The sequence below is a fragment of the Flavobacteriales bacterium genome, from assembly GCA_016700415.1.
In the GTDB taxonomy this organism is placed as follows: domain Bacteria; phylum Bacteroidota; class Bacteroidia; order Flavobacteriales_F; family PHOS-HE28; genus PHOS-HE28.
On the sequence record CP065018.1, the window covers coordinates 436,507 to 452,391 of the forward strand.

Annotated in this window: 3 protein-coding genes; 1 reads left to right on the top strand and 2 read right to left on the bottom strand. The window is 60.2% G+C overall.

Annotated features, from left to right (window positions below; translation table 11 throughout):
- Nucleotides 1–783: 783 nt before the first annotated feature.
- Together IPP95_01840 and IPP95_01845 are read right to left on the bottom strand one after the other, a co-directional pair.
- Nucleotides 784–9,144 (bottom strand): fibronectin type III domain-containing protein, encoded by an 8,361-nt coding sequence (locus IPP95_01840; GenBank protein QQS72994.1) that lies wholly within the window; start codon nucleotides 9,142–9,144, stop codon nucleotides 784–786.
- A gap of 619 nt (nucleotides 9,145–9,763) precedes the next feature.
- A complete protein-coding gene (locus IPP95_01845) occupies nucleotides 9,764–14,983 on the bottom strand; it encodes a T9SS type A sorting domain-containing protein (protein QQS72995.1) in 5,220 nt (1,739 codons plus the stop codon).
- A 318-nt stretch (nucleotides 14,984–15,301) separates the two neighbouring features.
- Between IPP95_01845 and IPP95_01850 the strand changes: the two genes are divergently transcribed.
- Entirely contained in the window at nucleotides 15,302–15,883 is a 582-nt protein-coding gene (locus IPP95_01850) for a tRNA-(ms[2]io[6]A)-hydroxylase (GenBank protein QQS72996.1), read from the top strand.
- The last annotated feature ends 2 nt before the right edge of the window (nucleotides 15,884–15,885 follow it).

The window sequence follows — 15,885 nt, forward strand, 5'->3', positions numbered from 1 at the left end:
TTGTCCAGCGCGGTTATACCATTTCGTCATACAGATGCGACTACAGCCGCGAAGCTATTTTCTGGCCAAGCGATACAGAAAATTGTTGCATAGCCATAGCGGAACTATTTTCTGGAGAAGCATGGGCGGAAAGAGCGGGTTGATCGGATGGATCTGTATGACGAATTGGTATTATGCCTTGCGCAGTCGCTGGCGTCCGCAGTAATTATAAGCACGTCCTATTGTGATCCCGGGTCGGGGCCCGGAATGACATTTGCTCTTAGGGGCGGGTTCTCGAACAGCTGTGCCGGGCGCGTCTATTCGAGAACCCGCCCCGCTCATGGTTGTCGGCCACCGGGCCGGGTCTCACACGAACGGCATTTTCCACGCTGAGGAAACGAGGGGTCCGGACCCGTCAAGCGCAATTCATGTAGTACGGACAGCATTTTAGGCGCATTGATCGGTGCTATCCCGGACGCCAGCGACTGCGAATTGGTATTCTTCGAGCGGCCCCTCCCCAAACGATGGTCATCCTGCGCTTGAACCCGCAGTTGATCGGGGCGGGCAAATGCTATCACCTCTTGCTCATCGGACCGGCCAACCAATGCGGCAAACCCATCAGTGCCAGTGATACCAATGCTCCTCGAAGAGATGAGCATTTGACCGGACGCCAGTGATCCGGATCTGGTATTGCCGGTCAAAGGACCTTGGGTTGAGGTCCTGATATAGTGAAGGCCCAAAGGCTCAAAAGCACGAAGGGCCGCCTCAAATGAGGCGGCCCTTCGGCGTTTGGTGCTATATCGGTTACTTGATGATGCTCAACCGCTGGACGGTCTTCTGTCCGTTGACGGTGATGTTCACCATGTACACTCCGCTGGCGATGTCGCTCGGCAGGTCGAGGATGGTGGTGAAGCGCTCACCGCTGTTCCCGAACTCCTTGGCGAAGACCTGCTTGCCGTAGATGTCCTGGATGTCCACCGTGATGTTCTGGTCCGCGTCCTGGATACCATCGATGCTCAGGTTGACCTGACTTTCACGCACCGGGTTCGGCCACATCGTCGCCGTTCCAGTGGCTTGTGCCATGCTGGCCTCGGGGCGGGGGTTGCCGTTGTTGATGGTGATCGTACAGGTCTGGCCGCAGAAGCCGCTGTATTCCGTGCCCACTTTCACGTTCACTTGCACGCTGTAGGTGGAGCCGTTGACCATCGGCGGACGGTTGTTCCACTTCAACTGCAGGATGTAGGTGCTGCGGATGAAGGTCTCATCGTAGCCTTCGCTGGGGATGAAGATGCGGAACTGGTACTCCGTCGCACCCACCACCGGCGTGGCATAGATGAAGCTGTTGTTGGTGTTGAAGGCGCGTTCCTCGCCGCAAGAGTGCCCGTAGGTGGGCGCGCTGATCAGCTCCGTGCAAGGCACCGTCGGCGTCATGCCCACCTCGCAACCTGTGCCGAAGTGTGCGCTGGCAACGGGGCCGGCGTCGTTGGTACGTGCCCGGACGAAGTACTTCACGCCTGGCGACAGCGGGCTGGTGTGCATCTGGCTGAAGCGCACCCAGTTGGTGCTCACCGCGATCCGGCGGATGTAGCCCGCATCGGGGTTGGAGAACTCGAACTGGTAGCTCGTCGCTCCCACCACCTCGCGGCAATACACCTTGCTGTTCATGGTGAAGTTGAAGATGTCGCAGGACTTGTTCGCGATCTGGGCGGGGCCGGGAGGCAGGCAGACGACATGGTCGAAGTAGGCGGAGTAGGCCGGGGAATAGGTGGGTGAAGACGCCCCGTCCACGGCTCCGTCGAAGAGGTCACGGATGAGGACCTTGCCGTCCGGTCGTTGCAGCTCCCAGTACCCGTTCCCGTTGGAGCAGCACAGGCCGTCCCCGAAGCTGTCGTACAAGTGGAAGTAGAAGCAGAAGCCGAAATCGACGGGCAGGCAGTGGTACTCACTGACCAGCTCATTGGTCCCTGGTACTGAGGAGGGACCGCTCGCGACGGTGTTGTAACCATCGTCAAAGATCTCCCAGTACAGCCCGCTCCCATCATTGGCATCGTTCTGAATGACCACTACCAAGGCCTCACCGCCCACGTCGACAGCAACGTTCTGGCCATCGTTGGCCGGAATGTCATCCGCCACACCGTTGGGGAGGCTGGTGGAAATGGAGAGCGTCTGGGCCGGACCTGCCTGGGCCGGGACCGTGGGCAGGGTGACGTTCGCGGATGCTCCGTAGGCGAGGTTGCCCGTCCAGTTGTGGACGTACGGGATCCCGAGGGAGAGCCCATAGGTGATCTGTACGCTGGTGAGGTTGTTGTCCCCATTGTTCAGCAGGGTCACTTGCGGGGCCATCGTGGTGCCGCAGAGCAGGCCCGGGGCCGGATCGAGGATGGCGGTGATCGACGCGTCGTTATGCGCCGGGTGTTCCACCAACAGCCCGAAGGTGCCGCTGATACCCGAGCCGCCTGTGTTGTATACCAGCAAACGGTACCAGGTGTTCTGGGTCACGTTCTCCACATTGATCCCGCCGGCGTCAACAACGCAGCTCACGCTATTGGTGGCACCGAGCCCGTCACATAGGCCCGAATAGAGGGCGTAATTCAACGTGCTGGCCGAGTACTGGTTGTCTTCATCATTGTCCAGCAGGGTGATCAAGGTGTGATCGAAGTTGCCGGTGTTGAAGGTGAACCAAACGCCTTGCACGGGCAGCGTGCCGGAGCAAGTGGTCGGGGCGTCCACTGTGGCGCATACGTTGGTGTACTCCGTAGGCATACCCGTGCCGTCAGCCACCGTGTTGTTGACCCCCGTCGCACTGCCACAAAGGTCATTGCCGGGAGGCGTGCAAACAGGGCTGCAGATCAAGCTCAGGGAGTAGGAACCTTCCTGGGCACCGCTTCCTGATACCGCGATCCAATAGGAGTTGTTCGTGACGGTGTTGAAGGTCAACGTGCTTGACCCGCCGGGGCAACCGGGGCTGTCATCCATCATACCCAAGCAGGTGAGGTTGTTGCAGTCCGCTCCGGAGAACACCGAGATGCGGGTGTCGAAGCCCGCTTGTCCGCAGGTGCTCACGGTCACGGCCTGGTCGGAAGCGGCCGTATAGACAAACCATTCCGCACCACCTGTGGAAGCTGGCCCGTTGAAGGGGCAGGCGTTCGCGGGCATGTTGTGGCCCAGGCCGGTTGTCAGTCCCGGATAGGTGAGGCCGCAATCCACGGGGTTGGCATTGCAGGCCTGGCCAGGGTGGTAGGCACACTGCACGGTCCAGTCAAACAAGGTCGGCGTTACCGAACCGTCGGTGGTCAAGGTCATGAACAGGTCGGAACCCGTGGCCGTCACCGTTACACCCGTGAGGTCCGTCTGGGCGGAGGGGTTCTGGTACAGTATCGGTGCATTGCCGTCCACACCGTCACGGATCGTGAGCTTGTCCCAAGTGAAACTCTCGATGTCTCCGCTGTTGAAGGTGAGGGTGAATGCACCCGTGCCGTTGGAATGATAGGCCCAGTATTGGTTGTCATTGTCAACCGGCTGGTAGAACTCGTCCACCACGGCACCTCCGCAGTTCACTTGGACGGGCGGCGGCGGATCCATCACGCACAGGGCGAAAGGACCGGCTTCGGCGGGTCTGCAGAGAACACGGACGATATAGGTGTTGTTTGCGGTAAGACCTGTCACCATGTACTCCGTCCCGAGGGCATCGAAGGTCGGCCCGATCAACTTGCAAAGGAGCTGCGTACCGCCGCAACCATTGTAGGCGGCCAGCATGTACACCTTGTTCGTGGAATCCTGGCTCATGGTGATGATCTGCCGATCACCGTTGGCCACGAAGCTGTAGAACACGTCAGCGGTGCCAAGGGTCGGGTTCACACAGCTCGGATTGGCCTGTGCGGAATGCGTGGCGCCGAGCAGTTGGCCGATGGTCGGTGTGCAGGCACCGTAAGCCGATACGGTTACGGGATCGGCGTTGGCGCAATCATCGTTCGAAACCGGTTGTACGCTGCTTTCGCTCACGCAGAGGGTGAAGTTGCCGGTACCCGTGGAGGCGACCCGAACGTAGTAGGTGTTGTTCAACGTAAGCCCGGACACCAAGGTGGTCCCGCTGTTGAAGCCGCTACAGCTCAGTTCATTCCCGCCGCAGGCGTCGAACACCGAGGCGTTGAAGCTGCCCGAAGCGAAATTGAGCGTGATGTTCTGGGCAAAGCCCGTGGCCACGAAGGAATAGTACACCGTCGGAAGTGTCAACACGTTATTGACGCAACCTGAACCGGTCATCGGCTCCGTGCTGGCATTGAAGGTGCTGCCGTTGGTCATGACGCATCCGTTCTCCGGGTATACCGTCAGCCCTTGGGCTGAGCCGCAGGCCTGATTGGTCGGCGTGCAGGCGTAGGTGGTGCTCACGTATTCATCGCACAAGGCCGTCCCGAACGAGACCAGATAGGTCACGTTCGTACCGTTGGGGTAAGGGCCGAAGGTGTATGTGCCCGTGGGGCCGTTCTGTTGCGCACTGCCTTGGTCATCGTCCACCGTAACGTTGCCAGGGGCGTCGCCCACGCTGGTCACGTCCACGTTCACAGTGAACTGGAAATTGCCGCAGTCGGGAACGGGTGTGGCGGTGGCCGTAGGGGCCGTGCAAGGTGCTGCCGTCACGTCCAAGGTATAGTCCTCCACTTGGCCGAAGCCGGAATTCCCGCAGGGGCTATTCTGAGGTCCGTTGATCGTATTATCCAACCGGATCCGCATGCGGGTGGTCCCGGCCAAGGCATGGGCGGACATGTGGAAGTTGGTGTTCACCGTATAGCCGTTGGGGCCAACGTTCGCCGGGGGATTCGCGCCCGTCGCCACCAGTTCACTACCGGAGAAGACCAGATCGTGGTTGAAGTCGATCCATACGCGGATGCGGTCAGCATCATATCCGTCCTGCACGGCGATCGCAATGGGGTAGAACGCCCCTGCCTGTACATGGCCCACCACTGCGGTTTGGTCATCGTATCCGAGCGTACTTGAAGTGGCGTTGTCCACATCGGCAAAGGTGACCTGTGCGATCTTGATGTTGGTCGTGGCATCGTCGTCCGAACCGGCGGCACAGTAACCCATGTACACGCTGGTGGTGCTCCAGTAGCTGGAGTCCGCGGCGTTGCACCATCCCTGCAGGTAGAAGTAGTACTGGCCGCCGGGGGTGAGGCCGCCAATGATCGCCGGACCGTTTCCTACATGGTAGCCGGAGGCAATGGGAGCGGGATCACCGGGGTTGCCGGTCGCACGCAGTTCCCAGTTGTAGCTGAAAGAGGCGTTGTTCATCCAGTCGATCGTGGCGGTGGTGCCGCCGGTCAAGCTAGTGACCGTAGCTACCGGTGCTATGCAGGTCGGGGTTTCCACACGGAAGGTGTAGTCCTCGGTCTCTCCATAGTAGGTGCCGGTGCCACATGCGACCGGTGCATTTAACCAATCCGTGCGGATGCGCATCCGGTAGTCACCATCGGCCTGCCCGGTAGGTACGTCGAAGCTGCCTGCATCACTCGATGTATAGCCGGCGTTAAGGAACACCTGTTCGCCAACGTCGTTGAAATCCAAGTCGTTGTTCCAATCCACCCAGATACTGGAACGGTAGGTGTCTCCCGGGTAATCGGCCGCGAAGTTCACCGTGCCCTCAGCCATTTGGGACACCACCAAGGAGGTGAAGTCACCATAGCCATTGGTGGAGAAACCCGAATTCAGGTTGGAGATGTTGAGGAAGCCGCCGGTAGTGGAGAAACTGCCGATCTCGTATGCCGTGCTGGTCGACGTCGCTTGGCAATAGCCGGTGAAGAAGGTGGTCTGCGCCCATGTGCTAAAGCCATCGACGTCGCAATCACCGCGCACGTACAGTTTGTAGGTTGTGTTGGCCACGAGCGGTGTTGCTCCAACAACGGTGGTCACGCCGTATGCGGTCGTCCCGGACACATCGGGTGAGGGGTTCCCGGCGGGAAGGCCGTCGCTGCGGATCTCCCACACATAGCCGTTGGCGGGGTCGGAGACGCTGGCGGTCCACGAGAGGTCGGCCGTGGTGGCGGTGATGTTCGTCACGCTCAAGGCCGTGGGGGGCAAGCAGTTCGGTGTTTCCATCACACTGAAATCATCCACGAGCAAGTCGTTATAGAACGCACTCCCCGTGGGGGACTGGAGCGCCACCAAACGGAAGCGGCTGGTGGTGGGGATACTTCCCGGGATCGCGGCGGTGCGCTCCACCCAGTTCGGGTCGTTCCCGCTGAAGGTGGCCAACGGTGTCCATACGGCACCGTCCCAAGCGTCCAGCCGGATCGGGTTGATGGCGGCATCGTCCACGTTGTTCGAGAGCATCCAGAAGCTCACCTGTGGGTTTGTGAGGCTGCTGAAGTCCACATCCACGCTTTCCAAGCCGTTGGCCAGAATGCCGCCGCTGCCGTCGATCCAAGCGTAGTTACCGCTGCCGGAATGGTCCGCCGCGCCGTTTACGCCGTAATCAGGACCCGGAGGGGCCAAGCTCGGAAGGAATCCCCAATTCTCGCCAGTGCCTTGGTTGACCCAGCAGTTGGGCAGGCTGGCGACCGCATCAAAGTTCTGCGTGTATGGCGCGGTGACGGTGCCACACACGGTGTTGAAGTTGAACGGTCCGGCCCAATCGCTGGGGCCACCGACGCAAAGACTGCGCACATAGAATTTGTACGACGAGGAAGCCGATAACCCTGTGGCGCTTGCCGTGAGGGTGCTCGTGGGATCGGTGCCGAGGTCGTCCTCTCCGCCGGTACCGGGAAGGCCGCTGGTGCGCACTTCCCACTCGTACCCGTTGACCGGGACCGAGGCGCTGGCCGTCCAGCTAAAGTCGGCGGTGGTGGTGGTCGAACCGGTGAGCGCTAAGGCTGTAGGGGCCACGCAGGCGGGGCTTTCGATCACTGAGATCTCGTCCAGTACCAAGATGTCCATGTTCGCGAGGGACTTGGCATGGAAGCCGATGGTGTAGTCCCCGTTCGTGGCCGGTGTGAAGTCCAAGGTATTGGTCGCATTACCCACCCCTGAGATGGACGGGTGGTCGAACAGCAGGTCCGTCATGGATGCCGAGGTTGCCCCCGTGCCGTACCAAACGTCCATTGCTTCCGGATAGTAAGTGCCGCCATCGTTGCCGTACTGGTAGCTGAGGCGGTAAGAAGTGCCGCCGACGAGGCTCAGGGGCTGAGTGAAGAGCCATGAATTAGCGTTATTGGCAGGGTCATAGCCATACATGGCCACGTTGCCCGTGAACGGTAGTGCGTAGGTGGATGCTAAGAAGGACTCCCAATCGTTACCGGCGATCGTTTCACGGCTCCAGCAAGAGGGCAGGGCAGGGGTGACCGCGAGATCGAAATTCTCAGAGTAAGGCACAGTAGCCGCATTGCATGGGGTATGGAACGAATAACCGTTCGACCAAGGGCTGAGGCCGCCGCAATCGCTCTGCACATAGAGCACGTAGGCGGTGTTGGCGACGAGCGTTGAAGCACCGATGACGGAGGTCACGCCGTAACCGGTCGTGCCGGTCGCATCGGGTGAGGGGTCTCCGGCGGCACCGCTGCTGCGGATCTCCCAGATATAGCCGTTGAGGGGGTCGGAGGGGCTGGCGGTCCAAGAAAGATCGGCCGTGGTCGTGGTGATGTTCGTCGCGATCGGAAGCGTGGGCTTCTGGCAGGCGGCAGGCGGCGCAAGGGACAAGTTGTCCACGCCGATGTCATCATTCCCGAAGTCGGAGGTACACTTGAACCGGATGATCGTGGTGGCCGAGGTGCTGTTGATCGTGAACTCATGCGGGGTCCATGAAGCTACGGCCCCGAGCGGGGTGCCCAAGGCAGTGAAGCTTGTGCCGCCGTTGGTGGAGTAGGATACGTCCAAGACGTCCGTACCGGTGGGGTTGATATGGTCAAAGCTGAGCACATCCGTTCCCGAACCGGCGCTCATGTCGAGGTAGAGGTCGAGGCTTCCTTGGCTAGCGCCGGGAGCACCATAGGTGTGGAACGCTGCTGAATATGCACCGCTGCTGAAGGTGGGCGAATACGCCCCCCCCGGCAAATAGGACCAACCTGCGCTGGCACCTAAGTCGTTGCGGCGCCATGAATTGTTGCCGGTGGCCGGGGTGTTCTTCCAGCTCGCGCCGGGGATGTCAGTGGTACCGCACGCGTTCACCCAGGCTTCGAAGTTCTGTACGTAGGAGACGCCGTTGTATGCGAGATAGGCTACCGGATTGGCTGCAACGGAGACCTGAAGCGGTGTGCTGGCCACGGGGTTCCCGGCATCGGCATCGCAGGTCACTACGCATTGGTACCAGATCGCAGCGGCAGGCAGGAGTACCAAGCTGGAGGATGTCGCTCCCGTCACATCCGTATAGGTCACGTTATTCGGGGAACTTTGCCATTGGTAGGTAAGACCGGTTTCGGCAGCTTGTTGGGTGCTCAAGGTGATGGTGCTGCCGGTGCAGAAGTCCGCGGTGCCGGTAGTGAGGGTGTTGCCCGGTGCTGCAATGGCGCACGCTGTGGACCCTATATAGGTCAGTACCAAGCGGGGGCGTGTGGTCCTGGTCCCGGTGTTCGTCAAGGAGGCAGTTCCGCAGCCTGTGGCCACATCGGCCCGGTAGGTATGCTGGCCATTAAAACCGATGAGCGTGCTCCATTGGATCGCCGGGTTGCTGGTGTATCCAGTGGCGTTGTGGCATACTTCCACAAGCAGGTTCCCTCCGGTGTACGTGAATGAACTCACTGGGAATTTGATGTTGCCGGCATAACCGGACGTATAAGAGTAGGCCGTAGGTCCATACACCACAGCGGTGCCGGCCTCCCAACTGGCAATGGGCAGGTCGGTGGTGGCGGTGTTCTTCATGGAAATGGTGTAACCGGGCAGGTTGTGGCCGCTGATGGTCGTGGCGTTGGCCACCCAACCGATCTCGGTGATCAACATGCCGTTGGTGATCCCTTGAGCGCCCAATTCCGCAGCGGTGTAGAGGTACTGTGCTCGCTGGGATTGATAATAGTGGCCTAAAGGACAGGGGTACGAGGTAGTGGTATTGGCACCACTGTTGGCACCGATGATCACGGTGGTTTGGGCGCTTAAGGTGCCCAGCATCACGAACAGGGCAAGGATCGAAAGCATCCTCCACCACGGAATTCGTTGTGCTGTAACGGCGTGTTGGTCGTTCATGGGTCGTGGGGTTGGTTTTTTTACGATGTGGCTTGAAGTTTGTGCGGATGCGGGACACTCAAGGGACGTCATTGGTCGTTCAACTAAGGTTCCAGTTTGGCTTCCAAAGAGTGCATGTGATCTTGGTAGCGCCCCCAATGTACCGGGATTGTTGCCCAACGATGCAAGCGTTTTTATTTTTGAACATTAGGCAACCCTCTTGCGCACCTTCCGACCGCGGAAATGTGCAGGCCCCTGACGATGCTATCGAACAGGCTGGACGTGAGTATGATATGGCTGTTTTTGGATGGAGCGATCGGCTTTTATGGTCTGGCCTGATCAGGGGAGTTGGAAGGTGGATCGTTGATTTCTTTCGATCGGAACGGGCAACGGTTTTGAGGCATTTGCGCCCCAAAGTGAAGTTTTCCGAAGTGGCCGTTTGCATTTTTTATCCGGTTTTGGTCGGGTCAAATGTTCCGTTGGGATCCCTCGATCAGGCGTTCGCAAGCTATACCTTGGGTCCGTACCAGCATCAAGTTGACCTCGCAAAGCAAGAAGGGCCGCCCCTCGCGGAACGGCCCTTCGCCTTATAACTCCAGAGCTCCCGCAGCGGTCACCCGAAGGGGACCTGCGGTCACGGTTACTTGATGATGCTCAACCGTTGCACGGTGGTCTTTCCGTTCACGGTGATGTGTACCAGATACGTTCCGCTGGCGATGTCCCCCGGCAGGTCCAGGGTGGTGGTGAAGCGCTCGCCGTTGTTCCCGTACGCCTTGGCGAAGACCTGCTTTCCGTAGAGGTCCAGGATATCAATGGTGATCTGCTGGTCCGCGTCCCGGATGCCGTCGATGCTCAGTTTGACCTGCCCGTCCCGCACGGGGTTCGGCCACATCGTCGCCGTTCCGGTGGTCTGCTCCATGCTGGCCTCGGGGCGCTCGCCGCCATTGTCGATGGTGATGGCGCAGACGTCCCCGCAGAAGCCGCTGTATACCGTGCCCACCTTCACGTTCACCTGCACGTTGTACGTGGAGCCGTTGACCAACGGAGGCCGGTTGTTCCACTTCAGCTGCAGGATGTAGGTGTCGCGGGTGAAGGTCTCATCATATCCTTCCCCGGGAATGAAGATGCGGAACTGGTACTCCGTCGCACCCACCACCGGCATGGCATAGATGAAGCTGTTGTTGGTGTTGAAGGCGCGCGTCTCGTTGCAGGAATGCCCGTAGTTGGGCGCGCTGATCAGCTCCGTGCAGGTCACTGACAGCGGTCCGCTCATGCCCACCTCGCAGCCGGTGCCGAAGTGTGCGCTGGCCAAGGGGCCTGCGTTGTTCGTCCTTACCCGGACGAAGTACTTCACGCCGGGCGTCAGCGGGTTGTTGTGCATCTGGTTGAAGCGCACCTGGTCGGTGTTCACCGCGATGCGGCGGATGAAGCCCGCATCGGGGTCGGAGAACTCGAACTGGTAGCTGGTGGCTCCAAGTACTTTGTTGCAGTACACCTTGCTGTTCATGGTGTAATCGAAGATGCCGCAGGACTTGTTCGCGATCTTGGCCGGGCCGGGAGGCAGGCAGAAGCTGTGGTCGTAGTAGGCGGAGTAGGCCGGGCTGTACGTGGGTGAAGAGGACCCGTCCACGGCGCCATCGAAAAGGTCACGAAGGAGGACCCTGCCGTCCGGCCGCTGCAGTTCCCAGTACCCGTTCCCGTTGGAGCAGCAGAGGCCGTCCCCGTAGTTGTCGTACAGGTGGAAGCTGAAGCAGTTGCCGAAGTCCATGGGCAGGCAGTGGTATTCACTGATCAGCGTGTTGGCCTGGCCTGCCGTGTAGGGTCCACCGGACAAATAGTAGGAGAAGGTCTCATCATAGATCTCCCAGGTCAGCCCTTGATCGTTGTTGGCATCGAGCTTGATCTTCACCACAACGGCCTCGCCACCCACGTCGAGGGCCACGCTCCGGCCATCGTTTGCCGGAACATCATCGGCCACACCGTTGGGGAGGCTGGTGGTGATGGAGAGCGTTTGGCCCGCACCCACCTCCGCCGGAACGGTGGGCAGGGTGATGTTGGCGGACGCTCCGTAGGGAAGGTTACCCGTCCAGTTGTACACGTGGGACGCACCACCGGAGAGCCCATAGGTGAATTGCAGTGTGGTGAGGTTGTTGTCCCCGTTGTTGAGCAGAGCCACTTTCGGGGCCATCGTGGTGCCGCAGAACAAGCCTGGGGCCGGATCGAGGATGGCGGTGATGGCCGCGTCATTGTGCGTAGGATTTTGCATCATCAGCCCGAAGGTGCCGCTCACGCCGGACCCGCCGGTGTTGTACACCATCAGGCGGTAATCCGTATGGGCTGCCAGCAGGTTGACGGTGGTCCCGGCGGCATCGCTCAGGGCCGCATCGGGCTGAGCCGCCCCCGGTCCGGAGCAATTCCCTGTAAAGAGGGCATAGTTCAGGGTGCTGGCGGTGTATTGGTTGTTCTCGCCATTGTCCAGCAAGGTGATCAATGCGTGTTGGTAGGCACCCGTGTTGAAGGTGAACCAGACGCCTTGCACGGGCATGGTGCCGGAAACGACGGTCGGGGCGTCCACCGTGGCGCATTCATTGGTGTATTGCACCGGAGCGGGCGTGCTCATGCCATCGGCGACCGTGATGCCGATCGCGATGGCATCAAGGCACAGGTCATTGGCGGGCGGGGTGCAGATAACACCACAGATGACGGTCAATCCGTACGTGCCTTCGGAGGCGCCTTCACCACCGACCGCGATCCAATAGGTATTGCCGGCATAAGCGTTGAAGGTCATCGTACCGGTGCCGCCGGCGCAACCGGGGCTGTCATCCACCATGCTCAGGCAGGTGAGTCCGTTGCAGTCCGCTCCGGAGAACACCGAGATGCGGGTATCAAAGTTCGCGGCGCCGCAGGTGCTCAGCGTCACGGACTCGTCGGTGGTAGGCGTGTATTTCCACCAGTTCTGGCCACCCGTGCTGGCCGCACCGTTGAACGGGCAGGCATTGGCCGGCATGCTGTGGGCCACCGCCACCGTGTTGCCGTTGTAGGTCTGGCCGCAAGCCACCGCATAGGCCGTGGCGCAGGTGTTGTGCGGTGGGATCACGTTCACCGTGTAATCCTCCGCCTCACTGTTGTTCATGTTGCCACAAGCGCCGGGTGAGGATCCGTTGCCGGCCCTGACGCGCATGATCGTAGGTCCTCCTACAGCGTTCACGGGAACAGTGATGTTCAACGGGGAGCCGCTGCTGGCGCCGTTCGACCAGAACACAGTGCCCAGATCATATTTCTCGGAGGCATCAAATGTGCCGTTCTGGTTCCAATCGATCCAGACGTTGACGTATGCGGTGCTGAAGAAACCGGGGGAGTTGGCGCTGACCGACAGGGCGAAAGTGTGGCCTGCGTCCACGGTGGTGCTCTGGGCGCTGAAGTCGCTATAGGCCGGGTCTCCCGTGGAAGGGTTGGAAATGGTGTTGAAGCTCACGTTCGTCACGCCCGTGGCGTTGTCGGTCGTTGCCGTGGCGGCACAATAGCAAGCTGCGGCCAAGGCATTGGGCGTAACGGCCACGGGAATGCTGGTCCCCGGGTTGCCGGAACAGGTCGCCACCACTTGGTACCAGGTGGGCACTGCCGTATTGGTCACCTGGGTGGTCGCCGTTCCTAAGCCGTTGTTGGCGAAGGGGCCTCCCGCGCCGGTGGTGCTGCTTTGCCATTGGTAGGTGACGCCCGATCCCGTGATGGGGTATTGGAACTCCAGGGTGAAGTCCGCACCGGGACAGGGGGCGGTCAAGGACGCGGTGGTGTTGCCCGGATAAGGGGTGCCGCTGCAAGGCAATTGGACCTGGACGTTCACCGTGTAGTCCTCGGCCTCGCTGTAGGTATTGTTCCCACAGGCGGTCGGTGCCGAATTGTACCTCACGCGGACGCGCATGACCGTGTTGCCCGGAAGCGCAGTGAGAGGGACTTGGATGTTATTGGGGGAACCGCTCGGCGCGGCATCCGCAACACCGTAGGCCGATCCCAGGTCGTATTCCTCGGAGCCGTCGAAGGTCCCGTTTTGGTTCCAGTCGATCCAGGCCTTCACATGAACGGTGTAGCCTCCGTCCGTGTTCACGCGGACGGAAAGGGGGTAACTGGCCCCTTGGTCCACTGAGGTGGATTGCGCACTAAAGTCGGAGTAGGCAGGCGCACCGACGGAAGTATTGTCGATGGTATTGAACATCACGTTCGTCAAGCCTGTGTTGTCATCCGAACTGGCCGTCGGCACGCAATAGCAAGCTCCGCTAAGGGTTGGTGTCACCAATATGGGCGTACTATGCCCTGTATTCCCGCTGCAGGTAATGCCGATCCGGTACCAAGTGGCCGTGCCCGGTGTGGTCACCTCTGTGGTCGCGGTGCCTAAGCCGTTGTTGGCGAAGGGGCCACCAGCGCCGGTGGTGCTGCTTTGCCACTGGTAGGAAAGCCCCGATCCCGTCACCTGGTCCTGAAATCCCAGTGTGACGCTGCTTCCCGGACATGGTGTCGCATTGGTGACCGTGGTGTTTCCGGGATCGGGCGTACCGGTGCAGGGCGGTGGTACAAGCACGTTCAGCGTATAATCCTCGGCCTCGCTATAACTCTGGTTTCCGCAGGCGTTGATCGTCGAAGAGCGCCTCGCACGGACGCGCATGACCGTGGTGCCGGGAAGCGCGGTGACCGGGATCATGAGGATCTGCGGGGATCCGCTCGGTGCACCATCGGTCACGCCGTATGCCGATCCCAGATCGTATTCCTCGGAGCCGTCGAATGTCCCGTTCTGGTTCCAGTCGATCCATGCCTTGACGTAAACCGTGTTGTTCCCGTTCGTGTTCACCCGCACAGAGAGCGGATAGCCCGTGCCTTGGTCCACCGGGGTGGATTGCGCACTGTAGTCCGTGTAGGCAGGCGCGCCACTGGAGGAGTTGTCAATGGTGTTGAAAGTCACGTTCGTCACCCCGGTATTGTTATCCGAGCTGGCTGTCGGCGTGCAGTAACAAGCTCCGGAAAGGGTGGGAGTCACCCATACAGGCGTGCTGTAACCCGTATTCCCGCTACAGGTCATGGCGATACGGTACCAGGTGGCCGCACCCGGTGTGGTCACCTCCGTGGTCGCGATGCCTAAGCCGTTGCTGGCGAAGGGGCCGCCGGCGCCCGTTGTGCTGCTTTGCCATTGGTAGGAGAGACCGAGGTCCGTGGAGTGGTTCTGGAAATCGAGGGTCACGGAATTACCTGGGCAAGGCATCGCATCGTTGGCCGTGGTGTTCCCGGGGTCGGGCGTGCCGCTACAGACCGGGAGCGCCATCACGTTGATGGTGTAGTCCTCCGCTTCACTGTTGTTCGTGTTGCCGCAGGCGCTGGGGGCGCTTCCTTGACGGGTCCGGATGCGCATACGCGTGTTGCCCGATGTGGCCGTAAGAGGTACGGTGATGTTCAAGGGCGAGGCGCTTGTATTGCCAATCGCTCCGCTCCAACCTGAATTCAGCGTGCCCAAGGCGTAGGTTTCCCCAACATCATCAAAGTCGCCATCGTGGTTCCAATCGATCCAGCCCACGGCGGTATTGTTCGTTAAGAACCCGGTGGCTTGGATCTTCACCGAGAGGTCATGGGACGAACCCTTCAGGACCGTGGTCGATTGCGCTGTGTAGTTCGTATAGGCCGGGGTACTGGACGAACTGTTGTCGATCGTGTTGAAGATCACCTGCGTGATGCCGGCGGAACCGGCACTGCTTGCACCTGCCGAGCAGTAGCTCTGCGCTTGGGCCAGGCCCGCCATGCCGCTCAAGGCAAGCATCCAGATCAAGGCCAGTAGACCGGGGGCGCGATAGCGTGGGGTCGTGTTCCGTGTGTCCATGGTGTGAAGGGGTGTTTGTGGTTCTTCGTTTCGTAGCGAGAAAAGTGGTGCGTCGTTCACTGGCTTTGTTGCACTCGTAGTTTGTGTCGATGAATGTCATATTTCTATCGACCAATGCAAGTTTATGGCGATGAAAGAACAGATGTCAAGTGCGACCGCTCCTCTTTTCGGGGGATCAGCTTCAAAATGCCCCGTATTTTCTGATCCGAGCGGTTCATCGTAATTCGCCCGTAGAGCCAGTTCAGGCTCTGATCGGTCTCTCATTTGGCATTGCCCGCCCGCCGGGATGGCTTTCCTTTGCGAGCGGTACCGAAGTCCATGCTAAATCTTCAACTCCCCACTGACCCACGCTGGGCGGCCCTGGTGAAGGAGGATCTGCGGACCTTGTTGATCGACCATGCGTGGTGTGAGCACAAGGCCGCCAGCAATGCCATGTCCATCATTGTCCGCAATCCCGGGCTCACGGACCTCGTGGAGGCACTAACGCGGATCGCCGAGGAGGAGATGTCCCATTTCGGCATGGTGGTGCAGCGTATCCGGGAGCGGGGCTGGACCCTCGGCCCGGAACGCAAGGACAGCTACGTGAACGAACTGCTTACCTTCCTCTCCAAGGATGGGTCGCCGGAGGCGAGGTTGGTGGACCGATTGCTCTTTTCGGCCATGATCGAGGCGCGCAGTTGCGAGCGGTTCAAGCTGCTCAGTACCACGGCGGCTGATCCGGAGCTTCGGGAGTTTTACAGGGATCTCATGGAAAGTGAGGCCGGGCACTACGCTACGTTCATCTCTATGGCTCGGAAGTATGGCCCGGGCGTAGAAGTGGACAGCCGTTGGAAAAACTTTTTGGCTTTTGAGGCCGAGGTGGTGGCCCGCTACGGCACCAGCGCGGAAATGCACGGCTGAAG

Coding starts and splice junctions, on each gene's coding strand:
- IPP95_01850 (QQS72996.1), top strand. CDS start 15,302: ATGCTAAATCTTCAACTCCCCACTGACCCACGCTGGGCGGCCCTGGTG.
- IPP95_01845 (QQS72995.1), bottom strand. CDS start 14,983: ATGGACACACGGAACACGACCCCACGCTATCGCGCCCCCGGTCTACTG.
- IPP95_01840 (QQS72994.1), bottom strand. CDS start 9,144: ATGAACGACCAACACGCCGTTACAGCACAACGAATTCCGTGGTGGAGG.